At 69.4% G+C, this 16,318-nt stretch carries 15 protein-coding genes and 1 pseudogene; 5 read left to right on the top strand and 11 right to left on the bottom strand.

Annotated features, from left to right (window positions below; translation table 11 throughout):
• Nucleotides 1-7 precede the first annotated feature (7 nt).
• The 3 genes from NA3_RS24460 (at nucleotide 8) to NA3_RS24450 (ending at nucleotide 3,006) form a co-directional block, all read left to right on the top strand.
• Nucleotides 8-973, top strand: coding sequence for an ABC transporter ATP-binding protein (locus tag NA3_RS24460; protein WP_062965967.1), 966 nt, complete (start codon nucleotides 8-10; stop codon nucleotides 971-973).
• Nucleotides 970-2,628 carry an ABC transporter permease gene (locus NA3_RS24455; protein WP_128145559.1) on the top strand — a complete coding sequence of 553 codons (1,659 nt, stop codon included), beginning with the start codon at nucleotides 970-972 and terminating at the stop codon, nucleotides 2,626-2,628. The genes NA3_RS24460 and NA3_RS24455 overlap by 4 nt, the downstream gene beginning before the upstream one ends.
• A gap of 129 nt (nucleotides 2,629-2,757) precedes the next feature.
• On the top strand, nucleotides 2,758-3,006 hold the full coding sequence (locus NA3_RS24450) for a hypothetical protein (protein WP_062965966.1): 249 nt from the start codon (nucleotides 2,758-2,760) through the stop codon (nucleotides 3,004-3,006).
• A 27-nt stretch (nucleotides 3,007-3,033) separates the two neighbouring features.
• Here the strand turns inward: NA3_RS24450 and glgC are convergent, their stop codons facing one another.
• On the bottom strand, nucleotides 3,034-4,248 hold the full coding sequence (gene glgC, locus NA3_RS24445) for a glucose-1-phosphate adenylyltransferase (protein ID WP_062965965.1): 1,215 nt from the start codon (nucleotides 4,246-4,248) through the stop codon (nucleotides 3,034-3,036).
• A 171-nt stretch (nucleotides 4,249-4,419) separates the two neighbouring features.
• Between glgC and glgA the strand changes: the two genes are divergently transcribed.
• Nucleotides 4,420-5,577 carry a glycogen synthase gene (glgA, locus tag NA3_RS24440; protein ID WP_062966061.1) on the top strand — a complete coding sequence of 386 codons (1,158 nt, stop codon included), beginning with the start codon at nucleotides 4,420-4,422 and terminating at the stop codon, nucleotides 5,575-5,577.
• On the opposite strand, the gene NA3_RS24435 is transcribed toward glgA, so the two are convergent.
• Entirely contained in the window at nucleotides 5,553-6,053 is a 501-nt protein-coding gene (locus NA3_RS24435; RefSeq protein WP_227995546.1) for a DoxX family protein, read from the bottom strand. The genes glgA and NA3_RS24435 overlap by 25 nt on opposite strands.
• 117 nt (nucleotides 6,054-6,170) lie before the next feature.
• Here NA3_RS24435 and NA3_RS24430 point away from each other — a divergent pair, with 117 nt between their 5' ends.
• Nucleotides 6,171-7,031 carry a sigma-70 family RNA polymerase sigma factor gene (locus NA3_RS24430; RefSeq protein ID WP_062966060.1) on the top strand — a complete coding sequence of 287 codons (861 nt, stop codon included), beginning with the start codon at nucleotides 6,171-6,173 and terminating at the stop codon, nucleotides 7,029-7,031.
• Nucleotides 7,032-7,088: 57 nt separating this feature from the next.
• Here the strand turns inward: NA3_RS24430 and NA3_RS24425 are convergent, their stop codons facing one another.
• The 9 genes and pseudogenes from NA3_RS24425 to NA3_RS24385 form a co-directional block, all read right to left on the bottom strand.
• On the bottom strand, nucleotides 7,089-7,991 hold the full coding sequence (locus tag NA3_RS24425) for a putative RNA methyltransferase (RefSeq protein ID WP_084491834.1): 903 nt from the start codon (nucleotides 7,989-7,991) through the stop codon (nucleotides 7,089-7,091).
• A 141-nt stretch (nucleotides 7,992-8,132) separates the two neighbouring features.
• The gene (locus tag NA3_RS36250; RefSeq protein WP_064902036.1) at nucleotides 8,133-8,300 is read right to left on the bottom strand and encodes a DUF3117 domain-containing protein; all 168 of its coding nucleotides are present in this window, start codon (nucleotides 8,298-8,300) and stop codon (nucleotides 8,133-8,135) included.
• Nucleotides 8,301-8,479: 179 nt separating this feature from the next.
• Nucleotides 8,480-9,052 (bottom strand): DNA-3-methyladenine glycosylase I, encoded by a 573-nt coding sequence (locus NA3_RS24415; protein ID WP_128145558.1) that lies wholly within the window; start codon nucleotides 9,050-9,052, stop codon nucleotides 8,480-8,482.
• On the bottom strand, nucleotides 9,049-10,425 hold the full coding sequence (locus NA3_RS39515; RefSeq protein ID WP_372464279.1) for a DivIVA domain-containing protein: 1,377 nt from the start codon (nucleotides 10,423-10,425) through the stop codon (nucleotides 9,049-9,051). Before NA3_RS39515 ends, NA3_RS24415 begins: the two co-directional genes overlap by 4 nt.
• A 62-nt stretch (nucleotides 10,426-10,487) precedes the next feature.
• Nucleotides 10,488-11,624 carry an Mrp/NBP35 family ATP-binding protein gene (locus tag NA3_RS24405; protein WP_062965963.1) on the bottom strand — a complete coding sequence of 379 codons (1,137 nt, stop codon included), beginning with the start codon at nucleotides 11,622-11,624 and terminating at the stop codon, nucleotides 10,488-10,490.
• A 64-nt stretch (nucleotides 11,625-11,688) separates the two neighbouring features.
• On the bottom strand, nucleotides 11,689-12,525 hold the full coding sequence (locus tag NA3_RS24400; RefSeq protein ID WP_062966057.1) for a lytic transglycosylase domain-containing protein: 837 nt from the start codon (nucleotides 12,523-12,525) through the stop codon (nucleotides 11,689-11,691).
• Between the two features lie 163 nt (nucleotides 12,526-12,688).
• Nucleotides 12,689-14,068: a lytic transglycosylase domain-containing protein gene (locus tag NA3_RS39080; RefSeq protein WP_267887398.1), complete on the bottom strand. Its 1,380-nt coding sequence runs from the start codon at nucleotides 14,066-14,068 to the stop codon at nucleotides 12,689-12,691.
• Between the two features lie 229 nt (nucleotides 14,069-14,297).
• A pseudogene (locus NA3_RS24390) lies at nucleotides 14,298-14,905 on the bottom strand (DUF1003 domain-containing protein).
• A complete protein-coding gene (locus tag NA3_RS24385; protein ID WP_084491833.1) occupies nucleotides 14,902-16,269 on the bottom strand; it encodes a magnesium transporter MgtE N-terminal domain-containing protein in 1,368 nt (455 codons plus the stop codon). The pseudogene NA3_RS24390 and the gene NA3_RS24385 overlap by 4 nt, the downstream one beginning before the upstream one ends.
• Between the last annotated feature and the right edge of the window lie 49 nt (nucleotides 16,270-16,318).

The raw sequence follows: 16,318 nt of genomic DNA, 5'->3' as shown, positions 1-16,318 counted from the left end.
GATTTCGATGTCATCGGCAATCGAGGTCCGGAACCTGCACAAGCATTTCGGATCGGTACGCGCCCTGGACGGCCTCGACCTCGAGGTCGCCGAGGGAGAGGTGCACGGCTTCCTCGGGCCCAACGGGTCCGGCAAGTCGACCACCATCCGCATTCTGCTCGGCATCCTGGCGCGCACCTCGGGGGAGGCCCGGGTGCTCGGGCGTGATCCGTGGAGCGACGCGGTCGAGCTGCATCGCGATATCGCCTACGTTCCGGGCGATGTCACACTGTGGCCGTCGCTGTCGGGCGGGGAGACCATCGATCTGCTGGCGCGGATGCGCGGTGGGATCGATACCGGGCGTCGCGCCGAGATGATCGAGCGCTTCGAGCTCGATCCGCGCAAGAAGGCGCGCGCCTACTCCAAGGGCAACCGGCAGAAGGTCGCGCTCGTCTCCGCCTTCTCCTCGAACGCGCGACTGCTGCTGCTCGACGAACCCACCTCGGGCCTGGATCCCTTGATGGAACAGGTCTTTCGTGAATGTGCGCGAGAGGCGGCCGCGCGCGGCGCCACCGTACTGCTGTCGAGCCACATCCTCTCCGAGGTGGAGGCGCTGTGTGATCGGGTCACGATCATCCGCGCCGGCAAGACCGTCGAGAGTGGCACCCTGGCCGAGATGCGTCATCTCAGCCGCACGTCGATCAAGGCCGAACTCATCGGCGACCCGGGCGATATCGGCGCCATCGCGGGCGTCGAGGACGTCACGATCGAGGACCACACGCTGCACTGCCAGGTCGACAGCGACCATCTCGGCGAACTGATCCGCGTGCTCGGCGACGCCGGAGTGCGCAGCCTGGTCAGCCAGCCGCCGACGCTGGAAGAGCTGTTCCTGCGCCACTATTCGCTCGGCGGCGACGCGCCGGCCGACGCCCGGCGACCCGCGCACACCGCGGCGTCGCGCGAGGAGCAAGCATTGAGCGAGGCGACGAAATGACCACCGCGAGCCTCGACCGCCCGCACGGCGGTTTCGCCGAAACATTCACCCGGGCTTCGGATTTCACCGGCACCGGGCAGCTGCTGCGCCTGTATCTGCGGCGGGACCGGATCGTCCTGCCGCTGTGGGTGCTGCTGTTCTCGGCGCCGCTGGGCAGCGTCTACTTCTCCAGCGTGAAGAATCTGTACTCGTCGCCGGCCGATCTGCAGAATTTCGCGCACACCATCCTGTCCAGCCCGGCGCAGCTGGCGTTGTACGGCCCGATCTACAACACCAGCCTCGGTGCGGCCGGAGCGTGGAAGCCGGGGGCCTTCTACACCCTGATCGGCATCGCCACCATTCTCACCGTCATCCGGCACACCCGAGCCGAGGAGGAAACCGGACGCGAGGAGTTGCTCGCCTCGACCCGGGTGGGCCGCTTCGCCGCGCTGTCCGCGACCCTGCTGCTGACCTGTGCCGCCTGCGTGGCGGTCGGAATCGTCGCGACGCTGAGCATCGCCTCGTCGGGAGTGCCGTTCAACGGCTCGCTGGCCTTCGGCGCGGCGCTGGCCGCCTCGGGCATCGTCTTCGCGGCCGTCGCCGCGGTCGCCGCGCAGCTGAGCGCGAGCGCGCGGCTGGCCCGTGGCATCGCCCTGGCGGTACTGGCGGTGACCTTCACACTCCGTGCCATCGGCGACGCGCGGGCCGGTGACGGTCCGACCGATATCCTGACCTGGCTGGCGCCGCAGGGCTGGTCCCTGCAGGTCCGTCCCTTCGCGGGCGATCGCTGGTGGGTGCTGCTACTGCATGCGGTGACCACGGTGGTGCTGGTCGCGGTCGCCTACACGCTGCTGCGGCGGCGCGACACGGGGGCCGGACTGATCGCCGACCGGCCCGGTCCCGCGACCGGATCGGCCCTGCTGGGCGGCCCGTTCGGGCTGGCCTGGCGGTTGCAGCGCGGCACCCTGGCGGCATGGACGGTGGGGCTCGCGCTCTACGGTCTGATCATCGGCAGCGTCGTGCACGGCATCGGCGACGAGATCGGCTCGAGCCAGACCGTGCGCGACATCATCGCCCGGCTCGGCGGCTCGCAGGGGGTGGAACAGGCCTTTCTGAACACCGCCTTCTCGATGGTCGGCCTGGGCGCGGCGGCCTTCTCGATCTCGGCCGCGCTGCGGATGTACGCGGAGGAGAACGACGATCGCGCCGAAACCGTCCTCACCGGCGCCGTCGGCCGAATCCGCTGGGCCGCAAGTCATCTGATCTTCGCCTTCGGCGGTCCGGTGCTGGCGCTGTTCGCCTCCGGCGTGATCGGCGGCCTGGCCTACGGGCTCGCCGCATCGGATGTAGGCGGCAAATTCCCGCAGGCGCTGAGCGCGGCGATGATCCAGATTCCCGCGGTGTGGGTGTTCACCGCGATCACCGTGCTGCTGTTCGGACTGCTGCCGCGCTGGACTCCGGTGGCGTGGGGTGTGTTCACCGCTGGGGTGGCGATCTATCTGCTCGGCTCGATCTCCGGTATGCCGCAATGGGTTCTGGACCTCAACCCCTACGGTCATCTGCCGAAACTGCCTGCCGAGGACTTCCGTGCTGTGCCGGTGATCGTGCTGCTGGTGCTCGCGGCGGTGATCACCGCGGTCGGACTCGCGGGCTGGCGCCGACGCGATCTGCGCTGATCCGCAGGGCATTTCGCCGCCCGGCCGCTCCCGTTGCGGAGCGCCGGGCGGCACTTTCCGTGGCCGGGAGCATCGGACTGCCGATACCATTGGCACAGTGGGTAATTCGGCGGTACCGGGAGGCGGGGAGTGTACGAGCGCGGAATCCTGATCGAGGTCGCGCCTCGCGGGTGGCTGGTCCTGGCTCTCGTCAGCCTCGGCGCGGCGGTCTTCGTGGCACTGCTGGTGATGTTGCTGGTCAGTGACGACAAGTTCGACGATCCGTCGAGGTATCCGAGAGTGCCGCACGGTACCTGCACGCCATTCTGCTACACGCCGGAGAGCCCGGGTGTCACCGAACCGGCCCCGCCGCCGCAGTATCCGATGCCGGGCCGCTGAGCCGGCCGCCCGGCTCGAATTCGGGGCTCAGACCCAGACGCCCTTGCCGACGGTGACCACGCCGCCGTTGCTCACCGCGAACCGCTCGCGGTCGCGGTCGCGATCGACGCCGATGATCTCGCCCTCGCCGACCATCACGTTCTTGTCCAGGATCGCGCGCCGCACCACCGCGCCGCGGCCGATTCGCACCCCGGGCATCAGCACACTGCCCTCGACGGTCGCCCCGTCCTCGATGAACACATTCGAACTCAGCACCGAATTGCGCACTGTCGCCGCGGACAGGATGCTGCCCGCGCCCACGATGGACTCCTGGGCTAGCCCGCCCTGCGCGAATTTCGCGGGCGCCAGATTCTCCGCCGTGCCTCGAATGGGCCAGTGCTTGTTGTAGAGATTGAAGATAGGGTGCACCGAGACCAGATCCATATGGGCCGCGTAGAAGGCGTCGATCGTCCCGACGTCGCGCCAGTAGCCGCGGTCGCGGTCCGTGGAGCCGGGAACGTCGTTGCGGGCGAAATCGTAGACGCCGGCCTGCCCCTGGGAGACCAGCGCCGGAATGATGTCGCCGCCCATGTCGTGATCGGAATCGACATCGTCGGCATCGGCACGAATCGCGTCGACCAGCACCTTCGTGGTGAAGACGTAATTGCCCATCGAGGCGAAGGTCATATTCGGATCGTCGGGCGTGCCCGGCGGATGGACCGGTTTCTCCAGAAATTGCGTGATACGGCCCGATTCGTCGGAATCGATACAGCCGAACGCGCTCGCCTCGCTGCGCGGCACCCGGATTCCGGCCACGGTCACCCCCGCACCGGAGTCGATGTGATGGGCGACCATCTGTTCGGGATCCATGCGATAGACGTGGTCGGCGCCGAACACCACGATGTAGTCGGGGTCCTCGTCGTAGATCAGATTCAGCGACTGCATGATCGCGTCGGCGCTGCCCGTATACCAGCGCGGTCCCAACCGCTGCTGGGCCGGGACCGGAGTGATGTATTCGCCGCCGAAGCCGGACAGTCGCCAGGTCTGGGAGATGTGCCGGTCCAGGGAATGCGATTTGTACTGGGTCAGCACGCAAATGCGCAGATAACCGGCGTTGACGAGGTTGGAGAGGACGAAGTCGATCAGGCGGTACGCACCCCCGAACGGGACCGCCGGCTTGGCGCGGTCCTTGGTGAGGGGAAAGAGTCGTTTGCCCTCACCACCGGCTAGCACTACTCCGAGTACGTGCGGCTGGCTCCTCACGGAATTCAACCTACCGTCCCAGTCCACGGCGTGTCCGATGCCGGTTCACTCCGGCGTGGCCGGGCAGGTGTGGTGGGGCGGGGGCACACCGATTAGGTTGGACCGGTGAGTTTCGCGGATGGCGGCCGCGAGCCGATATCGCCTGCCGACCCCGACCGGCTCCGGGTCGCGATGTTGACCCGCGAATATCCCCCCGAGGTGTACGGCGGGGCCGGAGTACATGTGACCGAGCTGGTCCCGCAGTTGCGCCGGTTGTGCGACGTGACGGTGCACTGTATGGGCGCCGAACGCGGCGATGCGGTGGTGCATCAGCCGGATCCGATGCTCTACGCCGCCAATTCCGCCCTGCAGATGATGTCGGCGCAGCTGCGCATGGCCGATGCCGTCGGCGCTGTCGACGTGGTTCACTCCCACACCTGGTACACCGGGCTCGGCGGGCATCTGGCCGCGAGTCTGTACGGCATCCCGCACGTCCTGACCGCGCATTCGCTGGAACCGCGCCGGCCCTGGAAGGCCGAACAGCTGGGCGGCGGCTACCGGTTGTCGTCGTGGTCGGAGCGGACCGCGATGGAGAATGCCGATGCGGTGATCGCGGTCAGCGAGGGCATGCGCCGCGACGTCCTCGATGCCTACCCGACCGTCGACCCCGCGCGAGTACACGTGGTGCACAACGGGATCGACACCCGGGCCTGGTTCCCGGGCGGGCCGGTGCCCGAGGCCCGCGATGTGCTCGCCGAACTGGGGGTTCGCGACGATGCGCCGATCGCCGCGTTCGTCGGCCGCATCACCCGGCAGAAAGGGGTCGCCCACCTGCTCGCCGCGGCGCGCGACATCGACCCGGGGATCCAGCTGGTGCTGTGCGCCGGCGCACCGGATACGCCGCAACTGGAGGCCGAGGCGGCAGCGGCGGTGCGCGAACTCGCGGCGACGCGCGGCGGGGTGTTCTGGGTCCGCGATATGTTGCCGACCGAGCAGGTGCGCCAGATCCTCTCCGCCGCAAGTGTTTTCATCTGCCCCTCGGTGTACGAGCCGCTCGGGATCGTGAATCTGGAGGCGATGGCCTGCGGCACCGCGGTGGTCGCCTCGGATGTCGGCGGTATCCCGGAGGTGGTCGCCGACGGGGAGACCGGGCGGCTGGCGCATTACGACCCGCAGGCGCCGCGCGACTTCGAACGAGACCTCGCCGGCCTGGTCAACGACCTTGCCGGTGACGCGGAGACCGCAGCGCGTTTCGGGGCGGCCGGCCGCGCACGCGCGACGGCCGAATTCAGCTGGGCCCAGGTCGCCGCCCGCACCACCGATCTCTACGACCGCATCCGCAAGGGCTGACGACCGGGCAGGCAGCGGTCGGCGGGCCGCAGCGCCCACGACGTGACGGTCAGCAGGGTCATGGCGCTCAACACCGCCACCTCCGAGCGCGCATAGCCGGTGATCAGATGTGAGGCGATCGCGCCGGTGTAGACGAAAAACGTTCCGGCATATGCCCATTCCTTGCACAGCGGGAGCCGGGGAGCGGCCAGCACGATCGCGGCCGGGATCTTCCACACGCCGAGCAGCACCAGGAAATAGCGTGGGTACCCGAGGTGGGTCACCACATCGGTCACGAACGGGATGCGGGCGAGATCCCAGACGCCGCCCATCCCGGCCTCGGCGACGATGACGGCGGTCGCGACCCGATAGCCGACGGTGCGGTAGCGGCCGTCGGCGAGAGCGAGCACGGGTGGGCGGTCGCGGCGGAAAAGACGTCCGCTGGTGCCGGCGGACATGGTCGTACCGGCCGGCGCGGAGCGGGAAAGACTACGCATGGCTGCCTCCTGGCTGGTTAGGGTGAGTGGTCGCACTGATAACGGCCGCACTGATAACGGCCGCACTGATAACGGCCGCACTGATACGGCGTAGCGCGTGGCGAGGATGTGACCGGTGTGAGCGAGCGCGAACAGGCCCTGCAACGGCTGCACGAACAGCGGCCGCGATTCCGGGCGCTCGCGCACCACATCCTCGGTTCGGCGACCGATGCCGAGGATGCCGTTCAGGAGACCTGGCTGCGCGTGCATCGCAGCCCGCCCCGCGCGGTCGGCAATCTCGACGCCTGGCTCAGCACGGCCGTGGCGCACACCTGCCTGGATCTGTTGCGTCATCGAAGGTCTCGGCCGGAACATCCGAGCGGCACCCGGCTGCCCGATCCGCTGCTCGTCGCCGCCGATGGTCCCGCGGCGCCGGAAGAGCAAGCGCTGCTGGCGGATTCGGTGGGGCTGGCGATGCAAATGGTGCTGTCACAGCTGGATCCTGCCGAACGTATCGCCTTCGTCCTGCACGACAGCTTCGCGGTGCCGTTCGATCGCATCGCCACACTGTTGGACCGGACCCCCGCCGCCACACGCCAATTGGCCAGTCGCGCGCGGCGTCGGCTGCGGACCGCACCGACTCCCGACGGTGAACTCGCTGATCAGCGTGCGGTGGTGGAGGCATTCTTCGCGGCCGCCCGCCGCGGCGACTTCGAGGCTCTGGTGGCGCGGTTGGACCCGGAGATCGTGCTGCGTGCCGACGCCGGTGCGGGAGGCGGCTGGGAAATCCACGGCCCTGGCGACACGGCCACCCGCGCTCTGCTGTTCGCCCGGCCGTCCTCGGATGTGCGGCCGGTACTGGTGAACGGTGCCGCCGGAGCGGTGATCGGCTTCGACGGGCAGCCCGGGGTGCTGCTCGCCTTCACGGTGACCGGTGGTCGCATCGCGGAGATCTATGTCTATGCCGACCGGGAGCGGGTGGCGGCATTCTTCCGCTGAGGGCCGGGGGATCGGCCGACCGGTCGGACATCCGGTGGATCTAGTCGGCGAGAACGATCAGCGCTGGTAGACCGTGACCGTGACCGAGGCGGTGACCGGCATCGTCTCCGGCAGGGCGGCGATCAGATCGCCCCGGGATTCGGCGGCGTGGTGCGCGGACGGGCCCATACCGACCACATTCGCGATCGACGCGTGGTCCAGGGTCATGTCGTACTCCACCGTGACGCTTCCGGTGCAACGGAAATCGGCGGACAGGGCATCGGTCAGGCGTTCGTCCTTGTCCGCCTGCACGCCCACCATGCCGAGCGGGGCGATGAGTTCGCCGAGGTGCCGCGGGGTGGGGGTGACCACGACGAAGGTGCCGCCGGGACGCAGCACCCGCGCGACCTCGGCCGGATTGCGGGGCGCGAATACACACAGCACCCGGTCGAGTGCACGGTCCCGGATCGGCAGCCCCCGCCAGACGTCGGCGAGGATCGATGCCGCACGCGGGTGGGCGCGAGCGGCCCGGCGCGCCGCCGGTTTCGAGACGTCGAGTGCGATGCCGTGGGCGGCGGGCGCCGCCGCCAGCCCGGCCGCCAGGTAGTACCCGGTGCCGGCGCCGATTTCGAGAATCGTGCCGGTCGGTGCGCCGTCCGCGACGGCGTCGGCCGTCGCGCGCGCGATCGGGTCGAAATGGCCGGCGCTCTGGAATCGCGCCCGGGCGTCCAGCATGTCCGCGGTATCGCCGGTCATCTTGGTGGCCGCGCCGGTCAGCAGACTGACGTACCCCTGTTTGGCGAGGTCGAAGCTGTGGCCCGATTCACACACCAGGCGGCGATCCCGAAGCTCGACACCCGCACGGCATTCCGGGCAGGCCACCGCGGAGGCGATCGCGGCCAGGGGCGAGGCGTGGACTGTGGACGGCTCCGGTGTCGTGCCGGGTGTCGCCCGGCGCGTGCCGCGGTCGGGCCCGGTCATGGGATCTGCCCGGCACGTGCGGCTGCCCGGTCGCCGAAGCCGGTGTGACGGCCGCAGATCCGGCCGGTGACCCGGCCGGATCTGCGCGCGCGGGTTCGCGCCGGCAATTTGATCACCGGTGTATTTCGTTGGGTCGAGCGGCTAGCTGGTCACCGCGGTGAGCTCTTTACCGAGAGCTGCCGCTTCCTCCGGCGTGAGCTCGACGACCAAACGCCCGCCACCCTCGAGTGGAACCCGCATGACGATTCCACGCCCTTCCTTGGTTGCCTCGAGGGGACCGTCCCCGGTGCGGGGCTTCATGGCCGCCATCCTCTGCTCCCTCCAGATCCGCGCGGTCTGCTGCGCACTTCTCGGAACTAATGTGTTGTCACCAACAGGCAGCCGCCGGACCCGACAGGCGTGTCCGGTGGGCTGCACCACGCCTATTCTTCCTTATCAGCGAACCGGCCGGGTACCTGAGTTCGAAAACCGACCGGCGTGGCGCGCGATCAACGCCGCAGATCGACCCAGCAATCGGCCAGATGGTCGTCCACCATTCCGGTCGCCTGCATCAATGCGTAGGCCGTGGTCGGACCTACGAACCGGAACCCGCGCTTCTTGAGTTCTCTTGCGAGAGCGACGGATTCGGGTGTGACGGCGGGCACGTCGGACAGGGCGCGCGGGCGCGGGCGAGCGGGCGGTGCGAACGACCAGAGCAACTCGTCCAGCCCGGGGCTCAGCTCCCGCGCAACCCGGGCATTGGCGACACAGGCCAGGATTTTGGCGCGATTGCGCACGATGCCTGGATCGGCCAGGAGTCGCTCCACATCGTCGTCCCCGAATTCGGCCACCCGGTCGATGGCGAATCCGGCGAAGGCTGCCCGGAAGGCCGGCCGTTTGCGCAGGATCGTGATCCAGGACAGCCCCGACTGGAACGCCTCGAGACACATGCGCTCGAACAGCGCGTCGTCCCCGTGCAGCGGCCGGCCCCATTCGGTGTCGTGGTAATCCCGGTAGAGCTGCGAGGACTGCGACCAGCCGCAGCGCACCTTCCCGTCGTCCACGACCGCCTCGACGCTCATCGAAGTCCTCCGGCGGCCGAAGGAGGGTCTCCCGGTAACGGCGGCGGCGCCCACCCGGTCGTGGGTGCCTCCGTCGCCGGGGCGAATCCGGTCGCCGAGTCCGGCCCGGGGGCGGCGATGTCACCGGTGGTTCCGGCCGCTCCCGGCTCGGTCGCGGTCTCCGACTCGGCTGGGCGGACGGTCGTCGGCCGATCGGTCGACGCCACACCGTCGTTCCCGGCGGAACCCTGCGGGGCGGTGCCCGGCTCGACGGAGCCCGGTCCCGCCGCCTGCGCGGTGGCGTCGGCCGGTGCGGCGACAGAACCGAGTGGGCCGTGGGCCCGACCGCCTGGCTCAGCGGCAGTGGACCCGGTGGGCGTGGTGCCGGGGCCTGGGACGGCCGGGGCGGTGCCGGTGGCCGGTGCGTATCCGTTCGCCGGTTGGCCGGCCGCCGGGAAGGCGGTGCCGCTCGGCGGCCCCGATCCGAAGCCCTCGGCCGACGTGAAGCCCGTGCCGGCGATGGAACCCATCCCGGGTGTGAAGCCGGTGCCGTGGGCGAAGCCGGTGGCAGGGGTCGAGCCGGTGCCGGAGCTGTCAACCGGTCCCGCGGCAGTCTGGGCGCTCGTGCTGCCGACAGCCGGGCTACTCGGACCAGCGGGCGTCGGTCCGCCGAGACTGTAGGGCGGCGTGCCGCCGGAACCGGCGAAGGAGATGCCACCGACATCTGGGCTACCCGGACCGGCCGAACTCGGTCCGCCCAGGCCGTTGGGAGTCGCTGCGCCGGAACCGCCGAACGCGGAGCCGCCTATAGCGGGGCTATTCGGTCCGGCGGAGGTCGGTCCGCCGAGGCTGCTGGGGATCGTGCCGCCCGGACCGCCGAAGGTCGTGCCGCCGGCGGCCGGGTTGCCCGGTCCAGCCGAAGCGGGTCCGCCGAGGCCGTTGAAAGTCGCGCCGCCGGGACCGGGGAAGGTGGCGCCGCCGAAGAAGGTGCCGGTGCTGAAGTTGGTCGCCGTGCCGTTGGCGGCGGGCGGAGGAGTGTCCGTGGGAGGGAGCGTGGTTCCCGTATTCGGTTGCGCCGGTGCGGTTTCCGGTTCTCCGGCGGCGGGGGAGGCGCCGCGGCTGCGCTCGAGCTGCAGTTCCAGTTCGTCGATCCGCGCGGCCAATCGGCTCAGCGCCCAGTCGACCTCGCCCGCCTTGTACCCCCGGAACACCTGCTGGAACCGCAACGCGCGCACATCCGATCCGCGAATCCCCGCGGCGGGCAGCACCGTCACCGTCGTCCCCTCCGGCAGCGGCCCCAATTCCTCCCCGCGCCCGAACACCGCACTGGCCACCAGGAACAGCAACGCGGCCACCAAGCCGACGATGAGCACGTACAACAGCAGCGTGAGCATAGGTCGAGCTTAGGTGGCGACACCGACAGCGATCTCGGCAGCTGTGGTGGGCCGGCGCCGCCTTACAGGTGCCGGGTGGTGTCGATGCCCAGCGACATGCCCGCCAGGCCGCGGCGGCGCACCGCCAATTTGTCGGCGATCCCTCGAAGCGCTTGTGCCGCAGGATTTTCCGGCTCGCTCAGCACGATCGGCGTGCCCTCGTCACCGGCCTCGCGCAACTCCTGGGTGATCGGGATCTGGCCGAGCAGCGGCACCTCGGCGCCGACCGCGCGGGTGAGCCGGTCGGCGACGGCCTGGCCGCCGCCCGCACCGTAGAGCTCCATGCGGGACCCGTCGGGCAGATCCAGCCACGACATGTTCTCCACGACGCCGGCGATGCGCTGCCGGGTCTGCAGGGCGATCGCCCCGGCCCGTTCGGCGACCTCGGCGGCGGCAGGCTGCGGCGTGGTCACCACCAGGATCTCGGCATTCGGAATGAGCTGGGCGATGGAGATCGCGACGTCACCGGTGCCGGGCGGCAGGTCCAGCAGCAGCACGTCCAGATCGCCCCAGAAGACGTCGGCCAGGAACTGCTGCAGCGCCCGGTGCAGCATCGGGCCGCGCCAGACCACCGGGGTGTTGCCCTGGGTGAACATGGCGATCGAGATGACCTTCACGTCGTGGGCAACCGGCGGCATGATCATCCGCTCGACCTGCGTGGGCCGCTGGTCCGTGCCGAGCATGCGCGGGACGGAATGGCCGTAGATATCGGCGTCCAGCACGCCGACCGACAGGCCGCGCGCGGCGAGAGCGGCCGCGAGATTCACGGTGACACTCGATTTTCCGACGCCGCCCTTCCCGGAGGCGACCGCGTACACCCGGGTCAGCGACCCGGGCTGGGCGAACGGGATCACCGGGTCGGCGGAATCGCCGCGCAGCTGCTTGCGCAGTTCGGTGCGCTGCTCGTCGCTCATCACATCGAGGTCGACGGTCACGGCACCGACGCCGGCGACGTCGGCCACCGCCTTGGTGACCATCTCGGTGAGCTTGGTGCGCAGCGGGCAGGCCGCGGTCGTCAGATAGATCTCGACGTGCACACTGCTGTCGTCGCGGACCGAGACGCTCTTGACCATGCCGAGTTCGGTGATCGGCTTGCGGATCTCCGGGTCGTCCACCTTTGCGAGCGCGCCCCGCACATCCGTTTCCGTAACCACTGGCATAGCCGTGAGTCTAGCGACCGTAGCGACGGGGCTGTTCGGGGCAGCCTGGCCGGTACCGTCCGGCTCAGATTCGCGGCAGCTGGCTGGGCTTGGGCGCCACACCCGTCCGGTACGCGACCTCCCACGCCATCACATTGGCGACGTAGGCCATCGAGTTGTTGTAGCGCATGATCGCCTTGGACTGCTGCGACAGATCCGTCATGTCGAGTCCGCCCGAGCAGAGGTATTTGCCCGCGGTCAGGGCGGCGTCGAACAGGTTCTGCGGATCGGCGATGCCGTCGCCGTCTCCGTCTCCGGCGTATTTGCGCCACGTCTCGGGCAGGAACTGCATCGGGCCGACCGCGCGGGTGAAGCCCCGCATGCCGCCGTCGAGATCGTCACCGGTCGCGTGCACGACGTTGTTGCCCGCCAGGCTGCCGTCGAGGACGGGCCCGTAGATCGGGTCGAGCGCGACGCCCTTGGAATCGGCCTTGCCGTAGGCGTGATGCGATTCGACCTGTCCGATACCGGCCAGCACGGACCACGGCATATGGCAGTCCGGTTCCTCCTGAGCCAGAATGCGTTCCGCGTTCTGGTAGGCGGCGTAGGCGATGCCCGGCATACCGTTCGGACCCGGCGGCAGATCTGCGGCGACCCGGCCTGCCGGCTGCGCAACGGTTTTCACGATCGGCGGGCCGGGATGCTTTGCGGCGCGCATCATTTCGTCCGGCGCCGCCTGCTGGTCGACGGCCTGCGGGTCGTCCGGAGCGTGTTGCGGCAGAGCCACGGCGGTGAATTCGCCGGTGTTGACCTCGGCGGCAGAGGCGCCGACGGCGACGAGTCCCGCGGGGACGAGTCCGGTCAGAGCGATAACGGATCCGCGCCGGACAGGTGTGGCCGGCTGCTTACGGTGACGTCCCACGATGTGGTGACCCTCCAATGCCCGCTGTGAGCTTTTCGTGACACAACGGAATCAGATTACCGCATCCGAGACCTTTTCGTTACTGCTTCGTGACCGCATGTCCCGTTTACGCCGAAACCCCCGTCTCAGCGGGGGTTTCGGATCGGGCGGGCGGCTCGGCCGACTACTGCGGCGGTGCGGGCGGCCCCGGCAGGACGGGCAGCGGGACGACGATTCCGAACGGCAGCGTGATCCCGGGCTGCTGGGTCGGGCTCGGCGGCGCCGCCGGTGCGGGCGCGGCAGCCTCCGGTCCGGGTTCCGGTGTCGTGGAAGGCGTTTGCGACTGCTGTTCGGGCGCGGCCGGTGCCGGTGCACCCTGCGGCTGTGCCGGTGCCCCCGGCTGAGCACCGGGCGCCGGCTGTCCCTGCGGCTGGGTGCACGCCGGGGCCGGCGGCTTGGGTGCGTTCGGATCGGCCGGGGCCGCATTCGGATTCGCGGGCGCGTTCGGATCGACGGGCTTGCCCTCGGCGGCCTGCGGATCGATCGGGCGCACGGGGTCGCCCGCCGCCCAGCGCTGGGTCCGCGCGGGTGCGGCCGGTTGCGCGGGCTGTCCGGGGTGCGGCATCGGCGCCGGCACCGCGGCCGGATCGCACGGATTCGGCTTCGGTGGTGGGCAGAAGATGCCGCACGGAATCGGCGGCAGCCCCGGAATATTGATCATCACCTGCGTCGGCTGCTGCGGCGTGGGCGCGGTGGTGGTGGCCTGCGACGGCGGCTCGGTGGTGGTCGGAATGCTGCCGTTCGCGGCGAGGATGTCCGGGCCCGCGGGCGGAGCCTGCATCGTGCCCGGCGGAATCAGATCGGGCGAGATCTGCACCTGGGTCGGGGCGCCGCCGGTCTTGTAGGCATTGGCCCAGCTCAGCACATTGGCGGCATAGGCCATCGAGTTGTTGTAGCGCAAGACCGCGCGCAATTCCTGCTGCGGGTCACGCAGATTCAGCCCGCCCGAGCACAGGTACTTGCCGGCGGCCAGCGACGCGTCGAAGACGTTGTTCGGATCCGCGACGCCGTCGCCGTTACCGTCGGACGCGTACAGCGCCCAGGTGCTGGGCAGGAACTGCATGGGGCCGACCGCGCGGACGAAACCGCCGTCGGCCGCCTTGATGACCTCGTTACCCGGAAGGGTGCCATTGAGCGCCGGACCGTAAATGGTGCCGATGGTCGTTCCCGCGGCATCGGTCCGGCCGTTTCCGGCGTGGTTGGACTCGATACGCCCGATGCCGGCGAGCAGGCTCCAGCTCAGGCCGCAGTTCGGCTCCGAGGACTGCAGGGTCAGTTCGGCATTGCGATAGGCGGCGAGTACGACCTCCGGAATTCCGAAGGCTCCGCTACCGCCCGGCAACGCGATGTCCTGCAGCGGCACGGTACCGCCGAACAACGGCGCCCCATCCGCGGGCGCCGTCATAGCTCTGAGTTTGCGAGGTGGTTCGGGGGCGGCGGGAACCAGCCCCACTCCCTCGGCATCGGAGTTGCCGGCGTCGGTGGAGGAGGTCGCTGCCGCCAAGCGCGCATCGGCCGTCCTTGGCGCACTGGTTCGGGCGGTGGTGTGCGCCGCCGAACCCGTAGCCATCAAACCCGCAACCACCAGCGCCGATACGGTAATCGGTCCAGATATTCGCATCGGCACAACCAATCCCCTCGTAGTCGTTGAGCGACCTGATTCGCGCGGGGCCGCCACGGACAACGTGATCCAGGTTACCTGTCGGTCAGCGCCTTGTTATCGATAATTGCGGTCAGCCGCCATCTATTTGAGGCGAAATCGGTACTCGACCCCTCTTTCGATCGGTACTTTTCTTGGACTTCGCCGTCTCGACAGCATCTTCGTCGTCCAGAGGCGCATGGAGGTGGAGCCGCGCCAGAGCGTCTTTGATGTCCTCGAGTTCGCGGCGCAGATAGTCGCGAGTAGCCACCTCGCCCACCGCGATCCGCAGCGCGCCAGCTCCCGGGCCAGGAATTCGGTGTCCGCCTTGGTTTGTGCGGCGCGCCGCCGATCCTCCTCGAGCGATACCTTGTCGCGGTTGTCCTGCCGGTTCTGGGCCAGCAGGATCAGCGGTGCGGCATACGCGGCCTGGGTGGAGAAGGCCAGATTGAGCAGGATGAACGGATACGGATCCCACTGCAGGCTGACCGCGAAGACATTGAGCCCGATCCAGACCACGACCACGACCGTCTGCAGCAGCAGGTAACGACCGGTCCCCAGGAACCGGGCCACGGTCTCGCTGCCCCGCGCCACGGCCTCGGGGTCGATCTCGAATCGGAACCGCGATTCGACGGGGGTCTCCAAGCGCTGCCGGGCGATCGGCTTGTCCGGGCGGCCGGCACGTTCGCTGCGCTCACTCATGCTTTCGCCCTTCCGGCCGCCGCTTTACCCGTCGCCGCTCTACTCGTCGCCGCCGCGCGCGACGCCGTCGCGAGGGAATGGATCGTGCTCGCCGGTTCCGAGGCGTCCTCATCCTGTTCGCGCCAGTCCTCGGGCAGCAGATGATCCAGCACGTCGTCGACGCTCACCGCGCCGAGCAGGTGGTTCTCCTCGTCCACCACCGGCCCGCAGACCAGGTTGTAGGTCGCGAAGTAGCGGGTGACCGCCGTCAGCGCGGCATCGGGATGCAACTGGGTCAGATCGCTGTCGACCAGTCCGCCCACCATGGTCGCGGGCGGTTCCCGCAGCAGCGCCTGGGTGTGCACACAACCCAGATAGCGACCGGTCGGCGTCGCGGTCGGCGGGCGGACCACGAACACCATCGACGCCAGCGCCGGAGTCAGGTCGGGGTCGCGGATGCGGGCCAGTGCCTCCGCGACGGTCGCCGCGGGGGTGAGCACCACCGGGCGGGGCGTCATCATGCCGCCCGCGGTGTAGGGCGAATATTCGAGCAGGCGCCGCACCGGCTCGGATTCCTCGGGGTCCATCAGGGCCAGCAGGGCCTCGGCCTCGCCGGTGGGTAGTTCGCCGAGCAGGTCGGCCGCGTCGTCGGGATCCATCGCCTCGAGCAGATCGGCCGCGCGTTCGACACCCAGGTTCTGCAGCACGTCGACCTGGTCGTTCTCCGGAAGTTCCTGCACCACGTCGGCGAGTCGTTCGTCGTCGAGGGCCCGGGCCAATTCGATCCGGCGTTTCTCGGGCAGTTCGCGCAGCAGATGCGCCACATCGGCCGGGCGCAGGCCCTCGAACTGGCCGAGCAATTGGGTGACGTCCTGCCCGGGCAGATTCAGTTCGTGCTGGGTCAGCCCGCGCACATCCGACCACTCGACGACGTGCACCTCGCGCCGCCGGCCCAGTCGCCGGTGTCCGCGCACCGCCACCCGCGAGAGCACCCAGTCCCGGGTGCGGCTCTGTTCGATGCCGAGGTCGACGACGAAGACGTCCACCCCCTCGAGGTCCGGGAGTTCGGGATCGACCACGCGCACCTTGGAGTCGAGCACCTGCGCCAACGCCAGCATTTCGCCGGGCCGCTGTTCGAAGCGGCGCAGGCTCACGGTGCCGGTGTTGAGGTTGACCGAGTTCGGCTCGATCGCGTTGACCCGGAGCATCGGGACGAAAATACGTTTGCGCGTGGGTAATTCGACCAGTAGCCCCAGCACCCGGGGTTGCTGGCGGTCGTAGCGGATGGAGATCACCACGTCCCGCAGACGGCCGATAGACTCGCCGTCCGGACCCAGTACCACCAGGCCCGCCAGCCTGGCGGCGAAAACTTTCGTTGCTGCCATAAGTGCAAGGCTATGTGGTGCAGCCCCGCGAGACGATTCAGGAGCCGCC

Source organism: Nocardia africana NBRC 100379, from assembly GCF_001612635.1.
Lineage (GTDB): Bacteria > Actinomycetota > Actinomycetes > Mycobacteriales > Mycobacteriaceae > Nocardia > Nocardia africana.
Note: the sequence above shows the minus strand (reverse complement) of the source record. Positions and strands in the feature narration are given on the sequence as shown.

What these genes read in the sequence shown, in the direction of transcription:
- NA3_RS24460 (WP_062965967.1), top strand. Translation starts at nt 8, where the DNA reads ATGTCATCGGCAATCGAGGTCCGGAACCTGCACAAGCATTTCGGATCG.
- NA3_RS24455 (WP_128145559.1), top strand. Translation starts at nt 970, where the DNA reads ATGACCACCGCGAGCCTCGACCGCCCGCACGGCGGTTTCGCCGAAACA.
- glgA (WP_062966061.1), top strand. Translation starts at nt 4,420, where the DNA reads ATGTTGACCCGCGAATATCCCCCCGAGGTGTACGGCGGGGCCGGAGTA.
- NA3_RS24435 (WP_227995546.1), bottom strand. Translation starts at nt 6,053, where the DNA reads ATGCGTAGTCTTTCCCGCTCCGCGCCGGCCGGTACGACCATGTCCGCC.
- NA3_RS24425 (WP_084491834.1), bottom strand. Translation starts at nt 7,991, where the DNA reads ATGACCGGGCCCGACCGCGGCACGCGCCGGGCGACACCCGGCACGACA.
- NA3_RS36250 (WP_064902036.1), bottom strand. Translation starts at nt 8,300, where the DNA reads ATGGCGGCCATGAAGCCCCGCACCGGGGACGGTCCCCTCGAGGCAACC.
- NA3_RS24415 (WP_128145558.1), bottom strand. Translation starts at nt 9,052, where the DNA reads ATGAGCGTCGAGGCGGTCGTGGACGACGGGAAGGTGCGCTGCGGCTGG.
- NA3_RS39515 (WP_372464279.1), bottom strand. Translation starts at nt 10,425, where the DNA reads ATGCTCACGCTGCTGTTGTACGTGCTCATCGTCGGCTTGGTGGCCGCG.
- NA3_RS24405 (WP_062965963.1), bottom strand. Translation starts at nt 11,624, where the DNA reads ATGCCAGTGGTTACGGAAACGGATGTGCGGGGCGCGCTCGCAAAGGTG.
- NA3_RS24385 (WP_084491833.1), bottom strand. Translation starts at nt 16,269, where the DNA reads ATGGCAGCAACGAAAGTTTTCGCCGCCAGGCTGGCGGGCCTGGTGGTA.